The organism is Streptomyces sp. NPDC030995 (assembly GCF_055571215.1).
On the sequence record NZ_JBVIFS010000015.1, the window covers coordinates 156,643 to 178,974 of the forward strand.

The 22,332-nt window shown below is 72.8% G+C and carries 21 protein-coding genes; 3 read left to right on the top strand and 18 right to left on the bottom strand.

Translation table 11 applies throughout. The features are described from left to right. Nucleotides 1-13: 13 nt before the first annotated feature. The 9 genes from ACZ45T_RS22840 to ACZ45T_RS22880 form a co-directional block, all read right to left on the bottom strand. Nucleotides 14-2,281, bottom strand: a complete 2,268-nt coding sequence (locus ACZ45T_RS22840; protein ID WP_468444103.1) for a bifunctional salicylyl-CoA 5-hydroxylase/oxidoreductase — start codon at nucleotides 2,279-2,281, stop codon at nucleotides 14-16. Between the two features lie 4 nt (nucleotides 2,282-2,285). Continuing rightward, nucleotides 2,286-3,113 carry an enoyl-CoA hydratase family protein gene (locus tag ACZ45T_RS22845; RefSeq protein WP_468444105.1) on the bottom strand — a complete coding sequence of 276 codons (828 nt, stop codon included), beginning with the start codon at nucleotides 3,111-3,113 and terminating at the stop codon, nucleotides 2,286-2,288. 76 nt (nucleotides 3,114-3,189) lie between these two features. Continuing rightward, the gene (argF, locus tag ACZ45T_RS22850; RefSeq protein WP_468444107.1) at nucleotides 3,190-4,209 is read right to left on the bottom strand and encodes an ornithine carbamoyltransferase; all 1,020 of its coding nucleotides are present in this window, start codon (nucleotides 4,207-4,209) and stop codon (nucleotides 3,190-3,192) included. Nucleotides 4,210-4,367: 158 nt separating this feature from the next. After that, a complete protein-coding gene (locus ACZ45T_RS22855; RefSeq protein ID WP_468444109.1) occupies nucleotides 4,368-5,597 on the bottom strand; it encodes an arginine deiminase in 1,230 nt (409 codons plus the stop codon). 46 nt (nucleotides 5,598-5,643) lie between these two features. Then, nucleotides 5,644-6,120, bottom strand: coding sequence for a hypothetical protein (locus ACZ45T_RS22860; protein ID WP_468444111.1), 477 nt, complete (start codon nucleotides 6,118-6,120; stop codon nucleotides 5,644-5,646). A 175-nt stretch (nucleotides 6,121-6,295) separates the two neighbouring features. After that, nucleotides 6,296-8,869: a polynucleotide kinase-phosphatase gene (locus ACZ45T_RS22865; protein WP_468444113.1), complete on the bottom strand. Its 2,574-nt coding sequence runs from the start codon at nucleotides 8,867-8,869 to the stop codon at nucleotides 6,296-6,298. Further along, complete coding sequence (locus ACZ45T_RS22870) at nucleotides 8,866-10,359, bottom strand: 3' terminal RNA ribose 2'-O-methyltransferase Hen1 (RefSeq protein WP_468444115.1); 1,494 nt, start codon at nucleotides 10,357-10,359, stop codon at nucleotides 8,866-8,868. The genes ACZ45T_RS22865 and ACZ45T_RS22870 overlap by 4 nt, the downstream gene beginning before the upstream one ends. Before the next feature lie 38 nt (nucleotides 10,360-10,397). Continuing rightward, on the bottom strand, nucleotides 10,398-11,297 hold the full coding sequence (mmuM, locus tag ACZ45T_RS22875) for a homocysteine S-methyltransferase (RefSeq protein ID WP_468444117.1): 900 nt from the start codon (nucleotides 11,295-11,297) through the stop codon (nucleotides 10,398-10,400). Between the two features lie 18 nt (nucleotides 11,298-11,315). After that, the gene (locus ACZ45T_RS22880) at nucleotides 11,316-12,239 is read right to left on the bottom strand and encodes an LLM class F420-dependent oxidoreductase (protein ID WP_468444119.1); all 924 of its coding nucleotides are present in this window, start codon (nucleotides 12,237-12,239) and stop codon (nucleotides 11,316-11,318) included. Between the two features lie 203 nt (nucleotides 12,240-12,442). Here ACZ45T_RS22880 and ACZ45T_RS22885 point away from each other — a divergent pair, with 203 nt between their 5' ends. Then, nucleotides 12,443-12,697: a hypothetical protein gene (locus ACZ45T_RS22885; protein ID WP_468444121.1), complete on the top strand. Its 255-nt coding sequence runs from the start codon at nucleotides 12,443-12,445 to the stop codon at nucleotides 12,695-12,697. 82 nt (nucleotides 12,698-12,779) lie between these two features. On the opposite strand, the gene ACZ45T_RS22890 is transcribed toward ACZ45T_RS22885, so the two are convergent. The 4 genes from ACZ45T_RS22890 to ACZ45T_RS22905 form a co-directional block, all read right to left on the bottom strand. Next, on the bottom strand, nucleotides 12,780-13,265 hold the full coding sequence (locus tag ACZ45T_RS22890; RefSeq protein ID WP_468444123.1) for a DUF6099 family protein: 486 nt from the start codon (nucleotides 13,263-13,265) through the stop codon (nucleotides 12,780-12,782). Between the two features lie 123 nt (nucleotides 13,266-13,388). Then, nucleotides 13,389-13,730 carry a nucleotide pyrophosphohydrolase gene (locus ACZ45T_RS22895; protein WP_468444173.1) on the bottom strand — a complete coding sequence of 114 codons (342 nt, stop codon included), beginning with the start codon at nucleotides 13,728-13,730 and terminating at the stop codon, nucleotides 13,389-13,391. A gap of 77 nt (nucleotides 13,731-13,807) precedes the next feature. Then, nucleotides 13,808-15,043, bottom strand: a complete 1,236-nt coding sequence (locus tag ACZ45T_RS22900) for an AAA family ATPase (RefSeq protein WP_468444125.1) — start codon at nucleotides 15,041-15,043, stop codon at nucleotides 13,808-13,810. 67 nt (nucleotides 15,044-15,110) lie between these two features. After that, the gene (locus ACZ45T_RS22905; RefSeq protein ID WP_150259984.1) at nucleotides 15,111-15,506 is read right to left on the bottom strand and encodes a cell division protein SepF; all 396 of its coding nucleotides are present in this window, start codon (nucleotides 15,504-15,506) and stop codon (nucleotides 15,111-15,113) included. A 157-nt stretch (nucleotides 15,507-15,663) separates the two neighbouring features. On the opposite strand from ACZ45T_RS22905, the gene ACZ45T_RS22910 reads away from it, so the two are divergent. Together ACZ45T_RS22910 and ACZ45T_RS22915 are read left to right on the top strand one after the other, a co-directional pair. After that, complete coding sequence (locus ACZ45T_RS22910) at nucleotides 15,664-16,395, top strand: DUF2470 domain-containing protein (RefSeq protein WP_468444128.1); 732 nt, start codon at nucleotides 15,664-15,666, stop codon at nucleotides 16,393-16,395. Nucleotides 16,396-16,477: 82 nt separating this feature from the next. Next, complete coding sequence (locus ACZ45T_RS22915; protein WP_468444130.1) at nucleotides 16,478-17,398, top strand: NADP-dependent oxidoreductase; 921 nt, start codon at nucleotides 16,478-16,480, stop codon at nucleotides 17,396-17,398. A 49-nt stretch (nucleotides 17,399-17,447) separates the two neighbouring features. Here the strand turns inward: ACZ45T_RS22915 and ACZ45T_RS22920 are convergent, their stop codons facing one another. From ACZ45T_RS22920 to ssuE, 5 genes are read right to left on the bottom strand one after another with little or no spacing between them, the layout of a single operon-like run. Further along, nucleotides 17,448-18,785 carry an LLM class flavin-dependent oxidoreductase gene (locus tag ACZ45T_RS22920; protein ID WP_468444132.1) on the bottom strand — a complete coding sequence of 446 codons (1,338 nt, stop codon included), beginning with the start codon at nucleotides 18,783-18,785 and terminating at the stop codon, nucleotides 17,448-17,450. 9 nt (nucleotides 18,786-18,794) lie between these two features. Continuing rightward, the gene (locus ACZ45T_RS22925) at nucleotides 18,795-19,883 is read right to left on the bottom strand and encodes an ABC transporter permease (RefSeq protein ID WP_468444134.1); all 1,089 of its coding nucleotides are present in this window, start codon (nucleotides 19,881-19,883) and stop codon (nucleotides 18,795-18,797) included. Then, nucleotides 19,880-20,674, bottom strand: coding sequence for an ABC transporter ATP-binding protein (locus ACZ45T_RS22930; protein ID WP_468444136.1), 795 nt, complete (start codon nucleotides 20,672-20,674; stop codon nucleotides 19,880-19,882). The genes ACZ45T_RS22925 and ACZ45T_RS22930 overlap by 4 nt, the downstream gene beginning before the upstream one ends. 6 nt (nucleotides 20,675-20,680) lie before the next feature. Then, nucleotides 20,681-21,721, bottom strand: a complete 1,041-nt coding sequence (locus ACZ45T_RS22935; RefSeq protein WP_468444138.1) for an ABC transporter substrate-binding protein — start codon at nucleotides 21,719-21,721, stop codon at nucleotides 20,681-20,683. A gap of 36 nt (nucleotides 21,722-21,757) precedes the next feature. After that, a complete protein-coding gene (ssuE, locus tag ACZ45T_RS22940; protein WP_468444140.1) occupies nucleotides 21,758-22,321 on the bottom strand; it encodes an NADPH-dependent FMN reductase in 564 nt (187 codons plus the stop codon). Nucleotides 22,322-22,332: the final 11 nt, after the last annotated feature.

Genomic DNA, 22,332 nt, shown 5'->3' on the forward strand with positions numbered 1-22,332 from the left:
GGCCACGAGCGGCTCAGCCACGGCCGGTAGGCGGTGGGCGGCTGCCCGCGCGGTAGGGGGCGGGCCAGGGCGCGGCCGGACCTTCGTAGGACTGCTCGGCGGCCGCGTGCAGGGTCCAGTGCGGGTCGTAGAGGTGGGGGCGGCCCAGGGCGCAGAGGTCGGCGCGCCCGGCCAGCAGCAGGGAGTTGACGTCGTCCCAGGAGGAGATGGCGCCGACCGCGATGACGGGGACACCGAGGGCGGCCCGGATCCGGTCGGCGTACGGGGTCTGGTAGGAGCGCCCGTACTCGGGGGCCTCGTCCGCGACCACCTGGCCGGTCGAGACGTCGATGGCGTCCGCGCCGTGGGCGGCGAAGGCGGCCGCGATCTCCACCGCCTCCTCGGGCGAGGTGCCGCCGGGCGCCCAGTCGGTGGCCGAGAGGCGGACCGTCATCGGGCGGTCCTCGGGCCAGACCGCGCGGACCGCGTCGAAGACCTCCAGCGGGAAGCGCAGGCGGTTCTCCAGGGTGCCGCCGTAGGCGTCGTCACGGTGGTTGGTCAGCGGTGACAGGAACCCGGAGAGCAGGTAGCCGTGGGCGCAGTGCAGTTCCAGCAGGTCGAAGCCGCAGTCGGCGGCGCGGACGGCGGCGGCCGCGAACTCGGAGCGCAGCGCCGCCATATCGGTGTGCGTGAGGGCCCGCGGGCGCGCCGAGACGCCCGGCCGGTAGGGCAGCTCGGAGGCGGCCACCAGCGGCCAGTTGCCCTCCGGGAGCGGATCGTCCATGCCCTCCCACATCACCCGCGTCGAGCCCTTGCGTCCCGCGTGCCCGAGCTGGACGCCGAGCGCCGTACCGGGGGCGGAGGTGTGGACGAAGTCGGTGATCCGCTGCCAGGCCGCCGCCTGCTCCTGGGTGTAGAGGCCGGCGCAGCCGGGCGTGATGCGGCCCTCGGCCGAGACGCAGACCATCTCCGTCATCACCAGTGCGGCCCCGCCGAGGGCCCGCGCGCCCAGGTGTACGAGGTGGAAGTCCCCCGGCACGCCCTCCTCGGCCGAGTACATGTCCATCGGCGAGACGACGACCCGGTTGCGCAGGGTCAGGCCGCGCAGCCGGAAGGGGGTGAACATCGGCGGGGTCGTGCGCTGCCCCGGGCCCTCCTCCGGGCAGCCGAACTCCCGTTCCACCGCCCGTGTGAACCGCTCGTCGCGCAGCCGCAGGTTGTCGTGCGTGACCCGGCGGCTGCGGGTGAGGAGGTTGAAGGCGAACTGCCGGGCGGGCTGGCCGACGTATCCGGCGATCTCCTCGAACCAGTGCCGGCTCGCGGCCGCGGCCCGCTGGGTGCTGGCGACCGCCGGGCGGCGGGCCCTCTCGTACGCGGCGAGGGCGGCCGGTACGTCCCCGTCCGCGCCGGCCACGGCTTCGGCGAGGGCGAGCGCGTCCTCCACCGCCAGTTTGGTGCCGGACCCGATGGAGAAGTGGGCGGTGTGCGCGGCGTCTCCGAGGAGCGCCACGTTTCCGTGCGACCAGCGCTCGTTCACGACGGTACGGAACCGCGTCCACGCCGAGCGGTTCCCGTGCAGCGGGCGCCCGCGCAGGGCCTCGCCGAAGATCTTGGCGCAGCGGGCCGCCGACTCCTCCTCGTCGCACAGGTCGAGGCCCGCCGCCCGCCAGACCTCCTCCCGCATCTCCACGATCACGGTGGAGGCGTCGGCCGAGTAGGGGTAGGCGTGCAGTTGCATGACCCCGTGCTCGGTCTCCGCGATCTCGAAGCGGAAGGCGTCGAAGGCGAAGTCGGCGGCGAGCCAGATGTAACGGCAGCGTCCGCTCGTCACCGTCGGCCGGTAGTGCGCGGCCCCGGCCTCGCGGATCGCGCTGTGCACCCCGTCCGCCGCGACCACCAGGTCGTAGGAGGCTGCGAGCGCGCGCACGTCGGGGGCCTCGGCGCGGAAGCGGAGCCGGACGCCGAGCCCGGCGCAGCGCTCGTGCAGGATCTCCAGGAGCCGGCGCCGTCCGATGGCCGCGAAGCCGTGGCCGCCGGAGGTCAGCAGCCGGCCCCGGTGGACGATGTCCACGTCGTCCCAGCGCACGAACTCCGCGCTCAGGGCCGCGTGGACGACGGTGTCGGCCCGCTCGATGCCGCCGAGGGTCTCGTCGGAGAGCACCACGCCGAAGCCGAAGGTGTCGTCCGGGGCGCCGCGCTCCCAGACGTCCACCGTGTGGCCCTGCCGGGCCAGCAGCGCGGCCGCATACAGGCCGCCCGGTCCCCCGCCGACGACGGCCACCCGCATGGAGCCCGCGGACATCCCGCTACCTGCCCTTCCACTGCGGCGGCCGCTTCCCGGTGAAGGCCGCGTGGAACTCCGCGTAGTCCTCGCCGTGCATCAGCAGGGCCTGGGTGCTGGCGTCCAGCTCCACCGAGGCGGCCAGCGGCATGTCGAGCTCGGCGGTGAGCAGCGCCTTGGTCTGTGCGTAGGCGAGGGCGGGGCCCGCGGCCAGGTGCGCGGCGAGTTCGGCGGCCCGTACGTGGGCCTTGCCCTCCTCGGTGAGCTCGCTGAGCAGGCCGATCCGCTCGGCCTCGGGGGCGCGTACGGGCTCTCCGAGCATCAGCAGCCGGGTGGCGTGGCCGAGGCCGACGACCCGGGGCAGCAGGTAGGCGGCGCCCATGTCCCCGCCGGAGAGGCCGACGCGGGTGAAGAGGAAGGCGAAGCGGGCGCTGGGGTCGGCGATCCGGAAGTCGGCGGCGAGCGCGAGGACGGCGCCGGCCCCGGCGGCCACCCCGTGCACGGCGGCGATCACCGGGAAGGGGCATTCGCGGATGGCGCGCACCACCTGGCCGGTCATCCGGTTGAAGTCGAGGAGCTGGGCGGTGTCCATGGCGAGGGTGGCGCCGATGATCTCGTCCACGTCCCCGCCGGAGCAGAAGCCGCGCCCCTCCCCGCCCAGCACGAGGGCGCGTACGGAACGCTCACGGGACAGTTCGGCGAGCAGATCACGCAGGTCGGCGTAGGCGCCGAAGGTGAGCGCGTTCAGCTTCTCGGGGCGGTCGAAGGTGACGGTGGCGACGCCGTCCTGCCGGGTGATCCGGAGGTGCTGCCACCGTTCGGTCGCTGCTGTGGAACCGGTGAAGGGGCTCACACGATCGACGGTATCACCAGATCCTGACCGCCGTCACAGAAGCGCGACATACGGGTGTCGACGGGGCGGCGTATGACTATGCGTCACTCCGGCCGGGCCTGGCGAGCGTGGCGACGAGCACGGCCTTGATGGTGTGCAGCCGGTTCTCGGCCTCGTCGAAGACGATGGAGTGCTCGGACTCGAACACCTCGTCCGTCACCTCCAGGGAGTCGAGCCCGTGCCGCTCGTGGATGTCCCGGGCGACCTTGGTGCCGAGGTCGTGGAAGGCGGGCAGGCAGTGCATGAACTTCACGTCCGGGTTCCCGGTGGCGCGCAGCACGTCCATGGTCACGGCGTACGGGGACAGGGCCGCGATCCGCTCGTCCCAGACCTCCTTGGGCTCTCCCATGGACACCCAGATGTCGGTCACGACGAAGTCCGCCTGGGCGACGCCCTCGGCGACCTCCTCGGTCAGGGTGATCCGCGCGCCGCTCTCCGCCGCGAGCTGCCGGGCCGCGGCCACCACGGCCTCAGCCGGCCAGTAGGCCCTGGGCGCGACGATCCGTACGTCCATGCCCAGCAGCGCACCGGTCACGAGGTACGAGTTGCCCATGTTGAAGCGGGCGTCGCCAAGGTAGGCGAAGGCGATCCGGTGCAGCGGCTTGGTGCTGTGCTCGGTCATGGTGAGCAGGTCGGCCAGCATCTGGGTGGGGTGCCAGTCGTCGGTGAGGCCGTTGAAGACGGGGACGCCCGCGTGGGCGGCGAGCTCCTCGACGGCCTGCTGGCTGTCGCCCCGGTACTCGATCCCGTCGAACATCCGGCCGAGCACGCGTGCGGTGTCCCGGACCGACTCCTTGTGGCCCATCTGGGAGCCGGCGGGGTCGAGGTAGGTGGTGTGGGCACCCTGGTCCGCGGCGGCGACCTCGAAGGCGCAGCGGGTCCGCGTCGAGGTCTTCTCGAAGATCAGCGCGATGTTCCGGCCCTGGAGCAGGCGCTGCTCGACCCCCGCCTTCTTGGCCGCCTTCAGGTCGGCGGCGAGCTCGATCAGGCCGCGGAACTCGGCGGCCGTGAAGTCCAGCTCCTTGAGAAAACTGCGGCCTGCGAGGTCGGTGGCCATGGGGTTGCTCCAGCGTCACGGTGACAGGGGATGATGGAAGTCTATACGACGCTCCGTATTGATATACGGAGCGCCCTCCCGGCCCTGCTCCGCGCGCTTCTCGTCGGCCCTTCCCCCGACCCGCCCCGGCCCCGCTCCGGCCCCGCCCTGCCCCTCCCCTAGCCCACCGCGTCCCGCTCGACCGGACAGCTCATGCAGCGCGGTCCGCCCCGGCCCCGGCCCAGCTCGCTGCCCGGGATCTCGATCACCTCGATGCCCTGCTTGCGCAAGTGGGTGTTGGTCGTCACGTTCCGCTCGTACGCGACCACCACCCCCGGCTCCACGGCCAGCACGTTGCACCCGTCGTCCCACTGCTCGCGCTCCGCCGAGTGCACGTCCTGGGTCGCGGTCAGCACCCGGATCGAGTCCAGGTCGAGCGCCGCCGCGATGGCCCGGTGCATGTGCTCCGCCGGGTGGTCGGTCACCTTCAGCTCCTGCGGTCCGGAGCCCGGCTCGATCGTGTAGGAGGGGAGCATCCCGAGTCCCGCGTACTGAATGAACGTATCTCCGTCCACCATCGTCATCACCGTGTCCAGGTGCATGAAGGCCCGCCGCTTCGGCATGTCCAGCGCCACGATGCAGGTCGCCGAACCGGTGGCGAACAGGCCCCGCGCCAGCATCTCCACCGCCTGCGGCGTGGTCCGCTCGCTCATCCCGATCAGCACCGCCCCGTTGCCGATGACGAGCACGTCCCCGCCCTCGATGGTCGAGGGGTAGTCCGCCTGCCCCTGCGACCAGTAGTGGAAGGCGCCGGAGGTGGTGAAGAGCGGGTGGTGCTTGTAGATCGCCTCGAAGTGGACGGTCTCGCGCTGCCGGGCCGGCCAGCGCATCGCGTTGATGGACACCCCGTCGTAGATCCAGGCGGAGGTGTCCCGGGTGAAGAGGTGGTTGGGCAGCGGCCCCAGCAGGAAGCCGTCCAGCTCCAGGGCGTGGAAGCGCACCGACACCGGCTCGGCGTGCCCCTCCAGGAACTCCCGCTTCGTCATCCCGCCGACCAGCGCCTCGGCCAGCTCCGCCGAGGGCAGCCCGTCGAAGGCCGACCGCAGGTGGTCGGTGGCGAGGGGCCCGTACTCCTTCTCGTCGAAGACCCGGTCCAGTACGAGGTGTCTGGCCTCCGGGATGTCGAGGGCCTCGCACAGCAGGTCCCCGAACAGGTGGACCTCAACCCCCCGGTCCCGCAGCACGTCCGCGAAGCCGTCGTGCTCCTGGCGGGCCCGGCGCACCCACAGCACGTCGTCGAAGAGGAGCGCGTCCTTGTTGCTCGGTGTGAGCCGCTTCAGCTCCAGGTCGGGCCGGTGAAGGATGACGCGGCGAAGCCGCCCGGTCTCGGAGTCGACATGGAATCCCATGCCGTACACATTCCCAGACCGGACGGCTTTTTGACGTGGCGTCTGCTCAGCGGGGCATGGCGAGGCCGAGGACCGCCTGCGGTGCACCGGTGAGCTCCGGGGCGATCAGGCCCAGCTCGGGCGTCTTCAGGTTCGGCACCCCGGAGTTGGAGGCGTCCGGCATCGTCAGCAGGCCGCCGGCGACCAGCCCGGGGGTCCGGGCGAGCAGGTCGGTGGCCGGGGCCTCCAGGGAGCCCTCGCCGTCCGTCTCCGGCTCGCCCAGCAGGTTCGGCACCGGGGAGGTGACGAGGGTGCTGCCGAGCTCGGTGCCGATCGGGACCACCGGGACCAGGGACGCCGGGAGCAGGCTCCCCTTGTGGAAGCGGGGCGCCTCGGGCGCTCCGACGGCGGGAATCGGCACCCCGGTGGCCAGGCGCGGGGTGTCCACGCCCAGCGTGGTCTTCACGGTGTCCAGCGGGACACCGAGCGGCACCGAGTCGGCCACGGCCGGGGTGGCCGCGCCGGCCGCGGCCATACAGGTCATGAGTGCCGCAATGCTTCCGCGCGCGGTCATCTTCATAGGTGACGTTCCGTCCTTCCAGGGTCGCGGACATTCCGCTGCCCTGGTTGAACGATCCCGCCGGGGGCTTTCCCGGAGTTCTCCGGGAAGTTCCCCCATACGACCTAATTACGGGCCGTACGGGGGTGTCCGCTTTACTTCACAGCCGGGGGTCGACCGGCTCCGACTCCAGGGCGAGCACCGCGAAGACGGCCTCGTGCACCCGCCACAGCGGCTCCTCGGCCGCCAGCCGGTCCAGTGCCTCCAGCCCGAGCGCGTACTCGCGCAGGGCGAGCGAGCGCTTGTGCCCGAGGAACCGGTCGCGCAGCCGCTCCAGGTGGTCCGGCCGCGTGTACTCCGGACCGTAGATGATCCGCAGGTACTCCCGCCCGCGCACCTTGACCCCGGGCTGCACGAGGCGGCCCTTGCCGTCCCGGGCGTACGCCTGGAGCGGCTTGACGACCATGCCCTCGCCGCCGGCGGCCGTCAGCTCCAGCCACCAGTCGGTGCCCGCCCGTACGGAGTCCTCGTCCGCGGTGTCCACCAGGATGCGGCCGGTGCGGCGCAGCAGCCCGGTGCCGGCCGCCTCGTCGGCGGCGCACAGCCGGTCCAGCCAGAACAGCTGCTCGTCGTGCGGGACGGCGGCCAGCGACCGCCCGGCCGCCGCCAGCAGCTGGAAGGGCGCGAACCGTACGCCGTCCAGTCCGTCGGTGGTCCAGCAGTAGCGGCGGTACGCCTCGGTGAAGGCGGCCGCGTCGGCGGCCCGGCCGCGCTGGCGCTCCAGCAGCTCGCCGGTGTCGACGCCCCGGGCGGCGGCGGCCTCCAGGGCGGCGATGGCGCCCGGGAAGACGGCGCCGGAGGCCGCGCCCACGGCGGCGTACTGGTTGCGCAGCAGGCCGGCGGACTTCAGGGACCAGGGCAGCAGTTCCCCGTCGATCAGCAGCCAGTCCGTGCCGAGCTCCTCCCAGAGCCCGGCGTCGGTGACGGCCGCCCGGAGCCGGGTCAGGACCTCCTCGGTGACCGCCGGATCCTTGAAGAAGGGCCGCCCGGTGCGGGTGTAGACGGACCCGGTCGGGCCGTCGACCCCGAACCTCTCGCGGGCGGCGTCGGCGTCCTTGCAGACCAGGACGGTGGCGCGGGAGCCCATGTGCTTCTCCTCGCACACCACCTGGGCGATGCCGTCCTTGCGGTACTGGGCGAAGGCCTCGGCGGGGTGCTCCAAGTAGCCCTCCTCGCGCGAGGTGGCGGTCGGCGCCATGGTCGGCGGGAGGTACGGGACCAGCCGCGGGTCCACCGCGAAGCGGCTCATCACCTCCAGGGCCGCCGCCGCGTTCTCCTCGCGCACGTTGACGTTGCCCAGGTGCCGGGTCTCCACGACCCGGCGCCCGTGCACGTCGGCCAGGTCCAGCGGGCGGACGCCCCGTGACGGATCCGATGCGGCGCCGCCGGGCACCTCGGTGACGAGCGGCTTGACCGGCTCGTACCAGACCTTCTCGGCCGGTACGTCGACCAGTTCGCGCTCCGGCCAGCGCAGGGCGGTCATCCTCCCGCCGAAGACGGCGCCGGTGTCGAGGCAGATGGTGTTGTTGATCCAGGCGGTGTTCGGGACCGGGGTGTGGCCGTAGACCACGACGGCCTTGCCGCGGTAGTCCTCGGCCCACGGGTAGCGCACGGGCAGGCCGAACTCGTCCGTCTCGCCGGTGGTGTCCCCGTAGAGGGCGTGCGAGCGGACCCGGCCGGAGGTGCGGCCGTGGTACTTCTCGGGCAGGCCGGCGTGGCAGACCACCAGCTTGCCGCCGTCGAGGACGTAGTGGCTGACGAGGCCGCGGATGAACTCCCGTACCTCCGCGACGAACTCCTCCGGCTCCGCCGCCAGCTGCTCGATGGTCTCGGCGAGGCCGTGGGTCTGCTGGACCTTGGAGCCCTTCAGGTAACGGCCGAGCTTGTTCTCGTGGTTCCCGGGCACGCACAGGGCGTTGCCGGACTTCACCATGCCCATGACGCGGCGCAGGACGCCCGGGCTGTCGGGGCCGCGGTCGACGAGGTCGCCCACGAAGACGGCGGTGCGGCCGTCGGGGTGGACGCCGTCCTCGTAGCCGAGCTTGGCGAGCAGGGTCTCCAGCTCGGAGGAACAGCCGTGGATGTCACCGACGATGTCGAAGGGGCCGGTGAGGTGCGTGAGGTCGTTGAACCGCTTCTCCAGGACGACTTCGGCGCTCTCGGCCTCCTCGACGGAGCGCAGCACGTGGACCTTGCGGAAGCCCTCGCGCTCCAGGCCGCGTAGCGAGCGCCGCAGGTCGCGGCGGTGCCGCTGGATGACGGCGCGGGGCAGGCCGGCCCGGTCGGGGCGGGCCGCGTTGCGCTCGGCGCAGACCTGTTCGGGCATGTCCAGGACGATGGCGATGGGCAGCACGTCGTGCTCGCGGGCGAGCTGGACCAGCTGACGGCGGGCGTCGGCCTGGACGCTGGTGGCGTCGACGACGGTGAGGCGGCCGGCGGCGAGGCGCTTGCCCGCGATGTAGTGCAGGACGTCGAAGGCGTCCCGGCTGACGCTCTGGTCGTTCTCGTCGTCGCAGACCAGGCCCCGGCAGTGGTCGGAGGAGATGACCTCGGTGGGCTTGAAGTGCTTGCGGGCGAAGGTGGACTTGCCCGATCCGGTGGCCCCGATCAGGACGACGAGGGACAGGTCGGTGACGGGAAGTGTGCGCGTACGGTGGGTCTCGGTGCTGGTCATGCTGCCTCGCCCTCCTTCGGGGTGCCGGTGGTCGCACTGGCGTCGGTGGTATCGGTCTGGGTGAAGACGGCCATCTGCGTCGGCGGTCCGACCTCGGGGTCGTCGTCCCCGACGGGGACGTACTCGACGCCGTAGCCGTACCGGTTCGCGACGGCCCCGGCCCAGGCGCGGAACTCCTCGCGGGTCCACTCGAAGCGGTGGTCGCCGTGGCGGACGTGCCCGGCGGGCAGGGTCTCCCAGCGGACGTTGTACTCGACGTTCGGGGTGGTGACGAGGACCGTGCGGGGCCGGGCCGAGCCGAACACGGCGTACTCCAGGGCGGGCAGCCGCTCCAGGTCCAGGTGCTCGATGACCTCGCTGAGCACGGCCGCGTCGTAGCCGGCCAGCCGCTTGTCGGTGTAGGCGAGCGAGCCCTGCAGCAGCGTGACGCGCGCGGCCTGCCGCTCGCCCATCCGCTCCGGCCGCAGCCGCCTGGCCGCGATGTTCAGGGCCCGGACGGACACGTCCATGCCGACGATCTCGGTGAAGAACACGTCCTTGAACAGGGCCTGCACCAGCTGCCCCTGACCGCAGCCCAGATCGAGGACCCGGGCGGCTCCGGCGGCGCGCAGGGCGGCGAGGATCGCGTCGCGCCGCTGCACGGCGAGCGGTACGGGCCGCTCCTGCGTGTCACGCGATTCGTCGACGGCGTTGTCGAGCTCCTCGACCTCGCTGCCGTCGGCCTCGGCGAGGCGGACCAGCTCCAGGCGCTCGATGGCGTCCTGGGTCAGCCGCTTGTGGCGGGCCAGGTAGCGGGAGCTGATCAGCCCGTTCTCGGGGTGGGCGGCGAGCCAGCCGTCTCCGGCGCGGAGCAGCTTGTCGACCTCGTCCGGGGCGATCCAGTAATGCTTGGCGTCGTCGAGCACCGGCAGCAGTACGTACAGCTGCCGCAGTGCGTCCGCGAGGCGCAGCTCCCCCTCCAGTACGAGCCGTACGTAGCGGGAGTCCCCCCACTCGGGGAACTGCTCGTCGAGCGGTACGGGCTCGGCCTGTACGAGGTCCCAGCCGAGCGGGTCGAACAGCCGGTGCACGAGCGCCGCGCCGCCGCGTGCGGGCAGCACCGGGATCTCGACGCGCAGCGGCAGCGGCTGCTCCGCCAGGTCCGGGCGCAGGGCGCACTGGCCCTTGAGCGCGGTGCGGAACACCCCGCTGAGGGCGACGGCGAGCAGCGAGGACGCGGCGTACGGGCGGTCGTTGACGTACTGCGCGAGTGCGGCGTCGGGCGCCCCGCCCCGGCCCTTGCCCTGGCCGCGCCGCACGAGCGCGACGGGATCCACCTCCAGCAGCAGGGCCGCCGTGCACCGTTCGGCCGTGGCCTCGGGGTAGAACACGTGGGCGGTGCCGTAGGAGGTGGAGAACGCCTGCGTCTTCCCGGCGTGCTTGTGCAGCAGGTAGCCCAGGTCGGTGGCGGGTCGTTCGAGGGAGCCGATGGTGGAGATCGTCAGGAACACACGGCCGATTGTTGCTGGTCACCGGTCCTGTCTGCGCCTTATTTTCCGGCGGCCGGATCGCCGGGCGGCCGCGCGGCGAGCTCCGCGATCCGGTCGGGGCCGATGCGGCAGCAGCCGCCGATGAGGCGGGCGCCGGCGCGGTGCCAGGCCGCGGTGGGCCAGGGGGCCGGGACCGCGGGAGCGTGCCAGGTGCCGGTGGCGGCGTCCCAGACGGAGCCGTCGTTGGGGTAGGCGAGGAGCGGCTTGCGGGTGACGGTGGCGGCCGCTTCGAGGGCGGGCAGGACCTCCGCCGGGTCACAGCAGTTGACGCCGAGCGCGATGACCTCCGGGGCCCGTGCGGCGAGGACGAAGGCCTCGGGGAGGGGCCCGCCGGAGCGGGTGCGGCCGTCGGCGACGGTGTAGCTCAGCCAAGCCCGGGCGCCCGTGTCCGCGAGGACGGTGAGCACAGCCTCGGCCTCGTCCGGGTCGGGGACGGTCTCCACGGCCAGGACGTCGGGGCCCGCGGCGAGCAGGGCCTCGATGCGGGGGCGATGGAAGGCGGCGAGCTCGCGCACGCTCAGGCCGTACCGGCCGCGGTACTCGGAGCCGTCCGCGAGCACCGCCCCGTACGGGCCCACGGAGGCGGCCACCCACACCTCGTGGTCGGCGGCCTCGGCGGCCCGGGCGGCCAGGGCGACGCTGCGGTGCAGCAGGGCGGCGGCCCGGGGGTGACCGGGGCCGACCTGGTAGCTCGCGGTGATCAGCACCTCGGCGCCGGCCCGGGCGTACGCCGTGTGGGCGGCCTCCACCTGGTCCGGCCGCTCGTCGAGCACCCGGCCCGTCCAGAGGCCTCCGGACAGGTCGCAGCCCTGGGCGGCGAGCTGGTTGCTGAGCCCGCCGTCCAGGAGCACGGTCCTGCCGCCCAGGGCCTCGGCGAGCGGGCCGGACGCACGTGGCATCGGAGAACCGGTCCTTCGTCAGCCGAGCTGGGAGAGCACCCGGGCGGAGACCAGCTCCAGGTGGTCCAGGTCGTCGAGGTCGAGGAGCTGGAGGTAGACGCGGGAGGAGCCGGTGGCGGCGTAGGCACCGAGCTTCTCCACGACCTCGGCCGGGGAACCGGCCAGACCATTGGCCTTGAGCTCGTCCACCTCACGGCCGATGGCGGCGGCCCGGCGGGCCACCTCGGCGTCGTCCTTGCCCACGCACACCACGAGGGCGTTGGAGTAGACGAGGTCGTCGGCCTTGCGGCCGGCTTCCTCGGCCGCCTGCCGGACCCGGCCGAACTGCCGCTCGCTGTCCGCGATCGAGGCGAACGGCATGTTGAACTCGTCCGCGTACCGCGCGGCGAGCCGTGGGGTGCGCCGGGCTCCGTGGCCGCCGATGAGGACGGGGACCTTGGCCTGGGCGGGCTTGGGGAGCGCGGGCGAGTTCTCCACCTGGTAGTGGCTGCCCGCGTAGTCGAAGGTGGCGCCGGGCTCGGTGGCCCACAGGCCGGTGACGATGGCGAGCTGCTCCTCCAGCCGGGACATCCGGTCCGCCGGGAAGGGGATCCCGTACGCCTTGTGCTCCTCCTCGAACCAGCCCGCGCCCAGGCCCAGTTCGACGCGGCCTCCGGACATCTGGTCGACCTGGGCCACCTGGATGGCGAGGACGCCGGGCAGCCGGAAGGTGCCGGCCGTCATCAGGGTGCCGAGGCGGATCCGCTTGGTCTCGCGGGCCAGGCCGGCGAGGGTGATCCAGGCGTCGGTGGGCCCGGGCAGGCCGTCGGCGGATCCCATCCGCAGGTAGTGGTCGGAGCGGAAGAACGCGTCGAAGCCGAGGTCTTCGGTGGCTTTGGCGACGGTCAGGAGGGTGTCGTAGCTCGCACCCTGCTGGGGCTCGGTGAAAATGCGAAGATCCATGCCCCCATCCTGCACTTCCCGCCCCGGCAGGGTGAATCTTCGTCAACCGGACGTGTCCGCCGCCGGGCCCGCCAGTGACCAGCCCGGACGGGGATCGTTTCCCCGGACGGAGCCGGACCGCCCGGCCCGCGTGCCGGCGGCCTCTCGCCGGTGCGTCCACCGCCCCCTTCCGCCTCGGAAGGGCCAGGGCCGAGGAGGCCGCCATGTCCCACGAGGCCGTGCCGCAGACCCCCCGACAGAACGGAACGACCGGACAGGCAGCACACGATCACGCAGGCCAGGAGTCCGCGGTGTCCGCCCAGGCCGGCGGCGCGCCGAAGGGCCTGCTGCAGCAGATGGAAGAACTCATGGCGGCGCTGAACGCCGACCTCTCGCAGCTCGACGCCGATCTCCAGTCCTCCGCGGAGCGCGCCCCGGCCGGCCCGGAGAGCGAGCGCCCGTCCTACCGGTCGTCCTGACCGCGCGGGTCCCGTCGCGCATGGCGGGACCCCAGCCCCCGGCACCACCCGTTACACGCTCCACGCCACTTCAGGCGTCGCCTCAGGCCACGCCCGAGGCGGACCCCCGCTCGCGGACCGCCATGCGGCGCAGGATCGACCGCACCCGGTCGCTCGACTCGTCAGCCGCGTCGATCGACTCTATGCACTGCCAGTAGAGGGACTCGTCGTCCGTCCCGCAGGCCACCCCGACCAGGGCTATCCCCACTTCGCCCAACAGCGCCTGGAGTCCGAGCAGCGCCTGCCGGACGTCCGACACCTCGCTCAACTGCGCGGCCCGCGGCGGATACTCGGGCGCGCTGCCCTCGCCGCGCAGGGCCGCCAGGTCGAGCACCCCGCACCCTCTGCCTCCCGCTTCCCCCAGTCCCCGTGCCTCCGATCTCAGCTCCGGCGGCCCGGTGACCGCCAGATATCCCCCGATGCCCTGCGCGAGCGCCTGGGCCTGCCAGGCCTCGCCCACGATGTCCCACGCAGCCCCGCTCTGTGCCAGCGCGTGCCGGCCGACCGCGATGAGCCGTACCGCATCCATATGCCGTCCCCCGTCCGCACGACATTCCGCCATCCTCACCACTACCCAGAGTGAGGGCAACGAGTCAGTAAAGCCAGGGGTATTCGGAAAATGTGGACAGAAACGTGATTGTGGATGAGCTCGTCACTCCGAAGAGTGACGATTGGATGTCGAAGTGCCCTTCACAGGGAAGCGGAGTTCGTTCCTCTCGATCTTCGCGGCGAGCGCATCCAGCACATCCACCCCGAGGACCTCACAGAACTGCAGCAGATACGCGAGCACGTCCGCCACCTCATCGGCCACCCGGTGGGCGGACTCCGGCTTCTCCATGACCTTCGCCGACTGTTCCGGTGTCAGCCACTGGAAGATCTCGACCAGTTCGGCCGCTTCCACGCTCAGCGCCACCGCCAGGTTCTTGGGCGTGTGGTACGGCTCCCAGCCGCGCGCCGCGGCGAAGTCCGCGAGCCGGCGCTGCAGTCGGTCCAGCCGCTCCTCGGGCCGTCCTTCGGGCCGCTGCTCGGGCTGCTGCTCGGGCTGCTGCTCGGGCTGCTCCTGCGTCTCGTTCATGGGCTCAGGTCTACCACCGCGACCCCCGGGAGGCGGCGGGCGGCCGCCGCGGTCTCCTCCCCCACCGCCGCCACCAGCCGGATGTGGCCGCGGCCGCAGGACAGCAGGGCCAGGCGCAGCAGCTCGGCGCTCTGGCGCCGGTCCAGGCCGCGGTCGAAGCCGTCGGCCAGTACCGTCAGCGCCTGCTGCGCGGAGGGCAGTTCGGCGGCCGGTTCCATGGCCAGCACTCCCGGCCCGGTCAGCAGGACCAGCGCCAGCGCGAGGAAGCGCAGCTCGCCCGCGCCGAGGCGGGCCAGTTCCGTGGCGGGCCGGGCGGGACCCCGGTCCAGTACCGCCGTGACCGGGCCGCCCGCGGAATCCCGTACGTCCAGGCCCTCGACGGGCCCCGCACAGCCGGTACGGGCCGCCTCGGCCAGCAGCGTGTGGCGGGTGCCGCATTCGTGGCGGGTCCGGCGCAGCACGTCGGCCAGGTTGGCGCAGTCGCCCAGCAGCCGCCCCGGCCCCGGCGGGACGGCCGCGCGCATCCGGTCCGGGCGGGGGTCGCAGGGGAACACCGAGCGCAGGGCCACCACCACCTGCTCGGCGGCGGCCAGCACCTGGCGCTGCCCGGCCGTGGCCCCGGCTACGCGGAGCGGGAGCAGGGCCGTGCCGAGCCGGTCGTCGGGCAGCGGGGCCCTGGTGACGCCGATGGCGCCGCCGGTCAGCCAGGCGGCCTGCACCGAGCGCCGGCCGGGGTCGCGCAGGGCGGTGGCGAGCAGGATCTGCCCGTTCTGCGAGAGCCGTTCGCCGACGATCCGCAGCGCGGGCTCGGCCTGGACGGCGAGGTCGAGCCGGACCGGCCCGGCGGGGCCGTCGACCGTGCAGCCCAGGCGGAAGCCGCGTCGCCGCTGCGCGTCGGGGACGGCCCCGTCGGGGATGCGGGCCCGCGGGTCCGGGAAGGCCTGCTCCAGCGTGGCGCCGGAACCCAGCCCGGCCAGGGCCTCGTAGGCCGCCAGGGCCTGGGACTTGCCGCTGCCGCTCGGCCCGGCGACGAGGGTGAGGGGCCCGAGCGGGAAGGCCGCCGACCGGTGCGGGCCGAAGGCGGACAGCCTCAGCTCGGTGAGCACAGGGCGGTGCTGCGGGGCAGCGCTCGGCGCCGCGGCCGGGGAGGCCTGGGCGGGAACGGTGGGGGTGTCGGCTAACGCGGCGGTGACGGCGGTGCGCCCCGCCGCCGCGTCCAGGGTGGCGTCCATGCGCGGGACGGTACGGGCCGCCGGACCCCCCTTGGGCCCGGCGAACCGTTCCCGCGCGGGGACCTTCCTACGATCGGGGGACGGCCGCGGCCGCGATCCCCTCGACCTCGGTCCCGACCGGGGCGAGCAGGAAGACGTTCCGGTCCACCCGGTGCATCCCGCTGCCCAGCCCGAAGACCACGCCGCTGCTGAAGTCCAGGATCCGCTTCGCCACTTCACTGTCCGCGCCGGTGAGGTCGAGCAGCACCGGGATCTGGGCGATCAGATACTCCGCCACCTCCCGCGCGTCCGCGAAGATCTGAACTCTGATCACCACGAAGCGCCGCTGCTCCGCCGTCGACGCTCCGGGCGCCGTCGGGATCGTGCGGTGGTCCACCCGGGAGGGCCATTCGTTGCGACTGCGCAGGGGGACCACCTGCGCGAGCCCCTCCCACTGTTCGTCGGTGACGTCGTACCTGCTCACCGGGCCGCCTCGGCCGTGCGCTTCATGTGCATCCCCCCATCCTCTCGCGTTTCACCCGTTCAGCCCAACAACGACACGAACCACGACGGGTACTCTCGGAGCGCCGGATGGGTGAGGTTAGGCATACCTAACCTACTCGGACGAGGGAGAGATCCTCATGCGCATGTCCGGTGCCCCCGCCACCCCGGCCGCCAGGCCCACCGATGCCGAGCGGATCCGGTCGATCCTGACCGCCGCCCACTCCATGACCGTGGTCACCGACGGACTCCGCACCGAGGTCCGCCACCTCGACGGCACCGACCCGATGGGCCGGCTGCACCTGCACCCCGTCGAGCCGGGCGGCGGAGCCGAGTACCGGCCCGCGGTCCGGCTGGAGTTCACCGACGTGGCGCCCACCCCCGTACGGGACCGGGTGCGCGCCCGCGTCACCGTGCTGGGCCGCCTGCTCACCCCGTACGCCGACGCGGCCACCGGCTCGGGCTCCGGAACCGGATCCGACTCCACGTGCATGGAATTCGACCGGGCCGTCCTCGAAACCCCGGGCGGCCGCTCGCACGTCGGCCTCGAAGAGCTGGACGCGGCCTGCCCGGACCCGCTCGCCCCGTACGAGGCGGGCATGCTCACCCACCTCCTCGACGACCACCACGACCTGGTCACCCTGCTGTTGCGCCTGGTCCGGCCGCTGCCCACCGCCGCGGTCGTGCGCGCGCTGCCGGTGGCCATGGACCGGTACGGGATCACCCTGCGCCTGGAGGAACGGCGCGGCCACCGCGACGTGCGGCTGCCCTTCCCCTCGCCCCTCGACGACGTCGATCAGTCGGGTGCGCAGATCCAGGCGCTCTTCAGCGCGGCCCGGCGGCGCTCCCACCGCAACACGCTGCCGGCCTGAGCGGACGGACCGCGGACGGAACGGGGGTGGGGGCGGGGCTGGGGACGGAATAGGTTCCGTCCGGGCCGCGTTGGGGACGATCATGAAGGCCATTACGTACAGCGCATACGGAACTCCCGAGACCCTCACGCTCGTTGACGTGCCGCGACCCAAGGTGGGACCGGGCGAGGTCCTCGTCCGCGTCAAGGCCGCCGGCGTCAACCCGGTGGACTGGAAGCTCGCCGCCGGATGGCTCGACCCGATCCTCGAAGTCCGCTACCCCGTCATACCGGGCTGGGACGTCGCCGGCGTCGTCGAGGCGGTCGGCCCGGACACCTTCGACTTCGCCGTCGGCGACGAGGTGTACGGCTACGTCCGCAAGGAGTGGGTGGAGCTCGGCACCTACGCCGAACTGGTCAGCGCCCCCGTCCGCACCCTCGCCCGCAAGCCCCGCGAGCTGACCTTCGAGCAGGCCGCCGGCATCCCGCTGGCAGGCCTCACCGCGTACCAGTCGCTCACCCGCGTGGGCCTCAAGGCGGGCGAGACCGTCCTCATCCACTCGGCGGCGGGCGGCACCGGCTCCTTCGGCGTGCAGATCGCGATCGCGCTCGGCCTGCGGGTCATCGGCACGGCGGGCGCGCACAACCACGACTACCTGCGCTCGCTCGGCGCCGAGCCGGTGCTGTACGGGGAGGGGCTCGCGGACCGGGTCCGCGAGCTGGCCCCCGAAGGCATCGACGCGGGGCTGGACTTCTACGGGGACGGCGCCGTCGAGATCCTCCAGTCGCTGGTCAAGGAGCGCGACCGGGTCGTCTCCATCGCCGACTACGAGGCGGCCTCCAAGGGCGCCCACCAGCTGTGGGTACGCCCGGACACCGCCGACCTGACCTTCCTGGCGGAACTGGCCGACGCCGGCCGGCTCACGGTCAATGTGGAGCACGCGCTGCCGCTCGCCGAGGCGGCCAAGGCCTGGGAGCTGAGCGCCGCGGGCCGCACCCGCGGCAAGATCGTCCTGACGGTCTGACGACCCGGCCGCGGACGCGGGGGCGGTCCGCCGGGGACCACCCCCGCGGTCAGACGGCCCCCCGCGTGTAGCGGCCGGCCGGACGCGGCAGGCCGTAGTGCTCGCGGAGGGTGCGGCCGGTGTACTCGGTGCGGAAGAGGCCGCGGCGCTGGAGGATCGGCACGACGTGGTCGACGAAGTCGGTGAGGCCGGTGGGCAGTACCGGGGCCATGATGTTGAAGCCGTCGGCGGCGCCGTTCTCGAACCACTCCTGGAGCTGGTCGGCGATCTGCTCCGGGGTGCCGGCGAAGGTGCGGTGGCCGCGGCCGGCGCCGAGGCGGGCGATCAGCTCGCGCAGGGTGAGGCCGTCGCGGCGGGCGAGCTCGGCGACGAGGGTGAAGCGGCTCTTGTTGCCGTTGATGTCCCGCTCTTCGGGCAGCTCGGGGAGCGGGCCGTCCAGGGGCAGGCCGCTGAGGTCCACGCCCAGCATGCCGGAGAGCTGGGCGAGGCCGTACTCCGGCACCTGGAGGTCGGTGAGCTCCTGCTCCAGGGCCCTCGCCTCGGCCTCGGTGGATCCGATGACGGGGGCGATGCCGGGGAGAACGAGGAGGTCGCTCTCGACGCGGCCGTGGCGGGCGAGGCGGGACTTGAGGTCCTTGTAGAAGGTCTGGCCGTCGTCGAGGGTCTGCTGGGCGGTGAAGACGGCCTCTGCGTACTGGGCGGCGAACTCCTTGCCGTCCTCGGAGGAACCGGCCTGCACGAGCAGCGGGTGCCCCTGGGGGGCGCGCGGGACGTTGAGCGGACCGGCGACGCCGAAGTGCTCGCCGCGGTGGGCGGCGGGGTGCAGCTTGTCGGTGTCGGCGTAGATGCCGCGCTCCTTGTCGAGGACGATCGCGTCGTCCTCCCAGCTGTCCCAGAGCTTGGTGGCGACGTCGAGGAACTCGCGGGCGCGGTCGTAGCGGACGCTGTGCGCCAGGTGCTCCTCGCGGTTGAAGTTGCGGGCCTCGTCGAGGCTGCCGGAGGTGACGATGTTCCAGCCGGCGCGGCCACTGCTGATGTGGTCGAGGGAGGCGAACTTCCGGGCCAGGTTGTAGGGCTCGTTGAAGGTGGTGGAGACGGTGGCGATGAGACCGATGTGCGAGGTGACGGCGGCGATGGCGGACAGCAGGGTGAGGGGTTCGAAACCGCCGAGGGCGTTGTAGCGGGCCTTGCCCCAGAGGGCGACCCCGTCGGCGAAGAAGATGGAGTCGAGCCGGCCGCGCTCGGCGGTGAGGGCCAGTTCCTGGAAGTACCGCAGGTCGGTGATCCGCTCGGGCTGGCTGGCGGGGTGCCGCCAGGCGGCGTCGTGGTGCCCGGCGTTCATGAGGAAGGCATTGAGGTGGAGGGTCCGGGGCGTCTGCTCGGTCATGTGGTCTCCCTAGGAAGAGGCGGGGACGCGCCAGAGGCTGAGGCGGCGTTCGATGGTGACGAGGAGCTGGTTGAAGGCGACGCCGATCGCGGAGATCGTGATGATGCCCGCGTACATCTGCGGGATCGCGAAGTTGAACTGCGAGGCGTTGATCAGATAGCCGAGTCCCGCTTTCGCGCCGATCATCTCGGCGGCCACGAGGACGAGGATGGAGACGGCGCCCGCGAGCCGGATGCCGGTGAAGATGGCCGGTACGGAGGCCGGGAGGATCACCTTCTGGAACAGGCGGGGCGTGGAGAGGTCCATCGACCGGGCGAGCCGGACCAGGGTGGGGTCGGCGTTCCGGACGGCGCTGATGGTGTTGAGCAGGACGGGCCAGAGGCAGGCGTAGACGACGATCGACACCTTCGAGGTCTCGCCGATGCCGAGGAGCAGCACGAAGACCGGGAGCAGCGCGAGGGCCGCGGTGTTGCGGAAGACCTCCAGCAGCGGTCCGAGGAGGTCGGCGAGGGGCCGGTACCAGCCGATGAGCAGGCCGAGCGGGACGGCGATGGCCAAGGCGATGCCGAAGCCGCCGAAGGAGCGGATCAGGCTGGCCTGGGTGTGGTCGGCGAGCTGGCCGTCGCCTGCCAGCTCCCACCAGGCGACGGCCACCTCGCTGATGGGAGGCAGGAAGGTGGCGTCGACCAGGCCGGCGCGCGGGGCGAACTCCCAGAGGGCGATCAGGGCGAGGATCGCGGCGGTCCGGACGGCGACGGCCTTCAGGGCGCGTACGACGGCCAGTGCGGCGATCTTCGTACGGGCGGGGGCGGTGGCCGGGGCGGGGGCGGGGGCCGGCGCCTTGCCGGCCGGGTCGGAGCCCGCCGGGGCCGGAGTCGTGCCGACCGGGGTACCGGCCGGGTCGGAGCCCGCCGGGGCCGGAGTCGTGCCGGCCGGGGTACCGGCCTGCTCGGTCCCCTCCGGGGCCGGGGTCGTGCGGGTCGGGGCCTCGGTCGCCTGGGGTGCCCCGGCGGGGCCGGCGGCGAGGTCGGCGGCGAGGTCGGCCGGGGCCGTGAGGCCCGCGGCCGCCAGGACGGTGGTGTCGGTTCCGGTGGTCATACGGCTGCCGCCTCCTTCTCCAGTTGCTGGGCGCGGGCCACCTCGTCGTGGAGGAGGTTCCAGATCTCGTGCCGGTAGCGGGCGAACTCCGGGCTGGACCGCAGGGCCTCCCCCAGCAGTCCGTCGCGGTCGCCGAAGGAGACCGGGACGACCTCCTTGACCCGGCCGGGCCGGGAGGTCATGACGGCCACCCGCTGCCCGAGGTAGACGGCCTCCTCGATGCCGTGCGTGATGAAGACGACGGTCTTGCCGGTGCGCTGCCAGATGCGGCGCAGCTCGTCCTGCAGGGACTCGCGGGTCTGCGCGTCGAGCGCCGCGAACGGCTCGTCCATCAGCAGCACGTCCGGGTCGTACGCCAGCGAGCGGGCGATGGCGACGCGCTGGCGCATGCCGCCGGACAGCTGGTGCGGGTGGCGGTCCTCGAAGCCGGTGAGGCCGACGAGGTCCAGGAACTCCCGCGCCCTGGCCGTACGTTCACGCCGTGGGACGCGCGTCGCCTCCAGGCCGAATTCGACGTTGCCGAGCGCCGTCCGCCACGGCAGCAGCGCGTACTGCTGGAAGACGATGCCGCGGTCCAGGCCCGGCCCGGTGACCTGCTTGCCGTCGAGCAGGATCCGCCCGGCCGTCGGGGCCGACAGTCCGCCGAGGAGGTCGAGGAGCGTGGACTTGCCGCAGCCGCTGGGGCCGACGACCACGAGGAACTCCCCGCTGCGGATCTCCAGGTCGATGCCGTCGAGGGCGGTGAAGTCCCCGAAGGTCTTGCGCACTCCCTCGAACACGATCTTCGCCATGTCGGGTCAGCCCTTTCCGTAGCCGTTGAACTCGTTGGTGTAGAGGTCGGACGGCTTGAACTGCCCCTGCTTGATGTCGCCCCGCTCGCCGAGCCAGTCCAGCCAGAGCTGGAACTCCTTGTCGGGTATCCGGCCGCCCGTCTCGGCGATCCCGAAGGAGCGCCAGTACTGCAGGGCCGTGGTGTCCTCGTTGCGGCCGCGCTTCTTGACGATCTCGGTCATCCGGGCGACGGCCTCCTCGCGCGGGGTGGTGCGGGACCACTCGATGGCCTTGGCCACCCCGTTCACGAAGGTCCGTACGGTGTCCGGGTTCTGCTTGATGAAGCGCTCGGTCATGATGTAGGTACCGGCGCTGAACGGGCCGAGCAGCTCCACATCGGTGAACAGCGGGCGGATGCCGCCGGAGGCGAGGGCCTTGTCGCGCAGGATGCCGGTGAGCACCCCGACCTCGATCTGCTTCGCGCGCAGCGCCTGTTCGGTGTTGACGGGCGGTACGACCAGTGCCTCGACCTTGGCCGCGTCCGCCTTGGAGAGGCCGTTGCGGCTCAGGTAGGTGTCGAGCAGCGCCTGATAGTGGGCGCCGAGGGTGTTCATGCCGACTTTCCTGCCGATCAGGTCCCGGGCGGAGCGGATCGGGCTGTCCTCCAGGACGAAGTAGCCGGCGTAGGAGTGCTGGTCCGAGCCGTAGGAGGAGATGACCGCCTTGATCGGCGCCTTGCCGGCGGCGAGCTTGATGACCGCGCCGTTGAAGGCGCTGCCGAAGTGGGTCTGGCCGGTGGCGGCGGACTGGATGTCCTGCGGGCCGCTGATGGTGTTGCCGACCCATTCGAGTTCTACGTCCTCGAAGTAGCCGAGGTCCGCGGCGAGTTCGGGGAGCGTGACGGCGCCGACCGAGCCCTGGTACTTCAGGGTCTTGACCTGCGAGCCGGAACCGGAGCCGCCGCCGTTGGCGGTGGCCGTGCCGCAGCTCACCGCGGCCGCCGAGATGCCGAGCAGGGTGAGGAACTGGCGTCGCGAGGTGGTGGTCGAGGTGAAGGCTGCGGGCATGACGGTTCCTTGTCGGTGCGGAATGCGCTGGTGGTGTTACCGGGTGACGGTGAGCGCGGCGGGGTCCGCGGCGCGCAGGGCGTCGGCGAACTCGTCGACGGCCTGGAAGAGGTCGAACTCGGCCTCGAACCGCAGCCGGTCGGCGCCGGAGCTGCGCTCGACGGAGGAGTCCAGGACGAACCGGCCGGCGGTGACGTGCCGGGCGCCGAGCGCGGCGAGCACGGGGCGCAGGGCGTAGTCGATGGTCAGGACGTGGGCGAGGCTGCCGCCGGTGGCCAGGGGCAGGATCGTCTTGCCGGCGAGGCCGTCCTGGGGGAGCAGGTCGAGGAAGGCCTTGAGCAGGCCGGTGTACGAGGCCTTGTAGACCGGGGTCGCGATGACGAGGCCGTCGGCGGCGGCGACGACTTCGAGCGCCCGGCGGATCTCGGGCTCGCCGCGGCGGGCGGCGAGGAGGTCGGCGGCGGGGAGCTCGCGCACGGCGAGGTGCGCGGTCTGGAAGCCGGAGTGGGAGTGGGTCAGATGGCGCAGCACGTGGTCCGCGACGATGGCGGTACGGGAGTGGGCGGAGGGGCTGCCGGTGATGGCGAGCAGGTTGGGCACGGGGAGGGCTC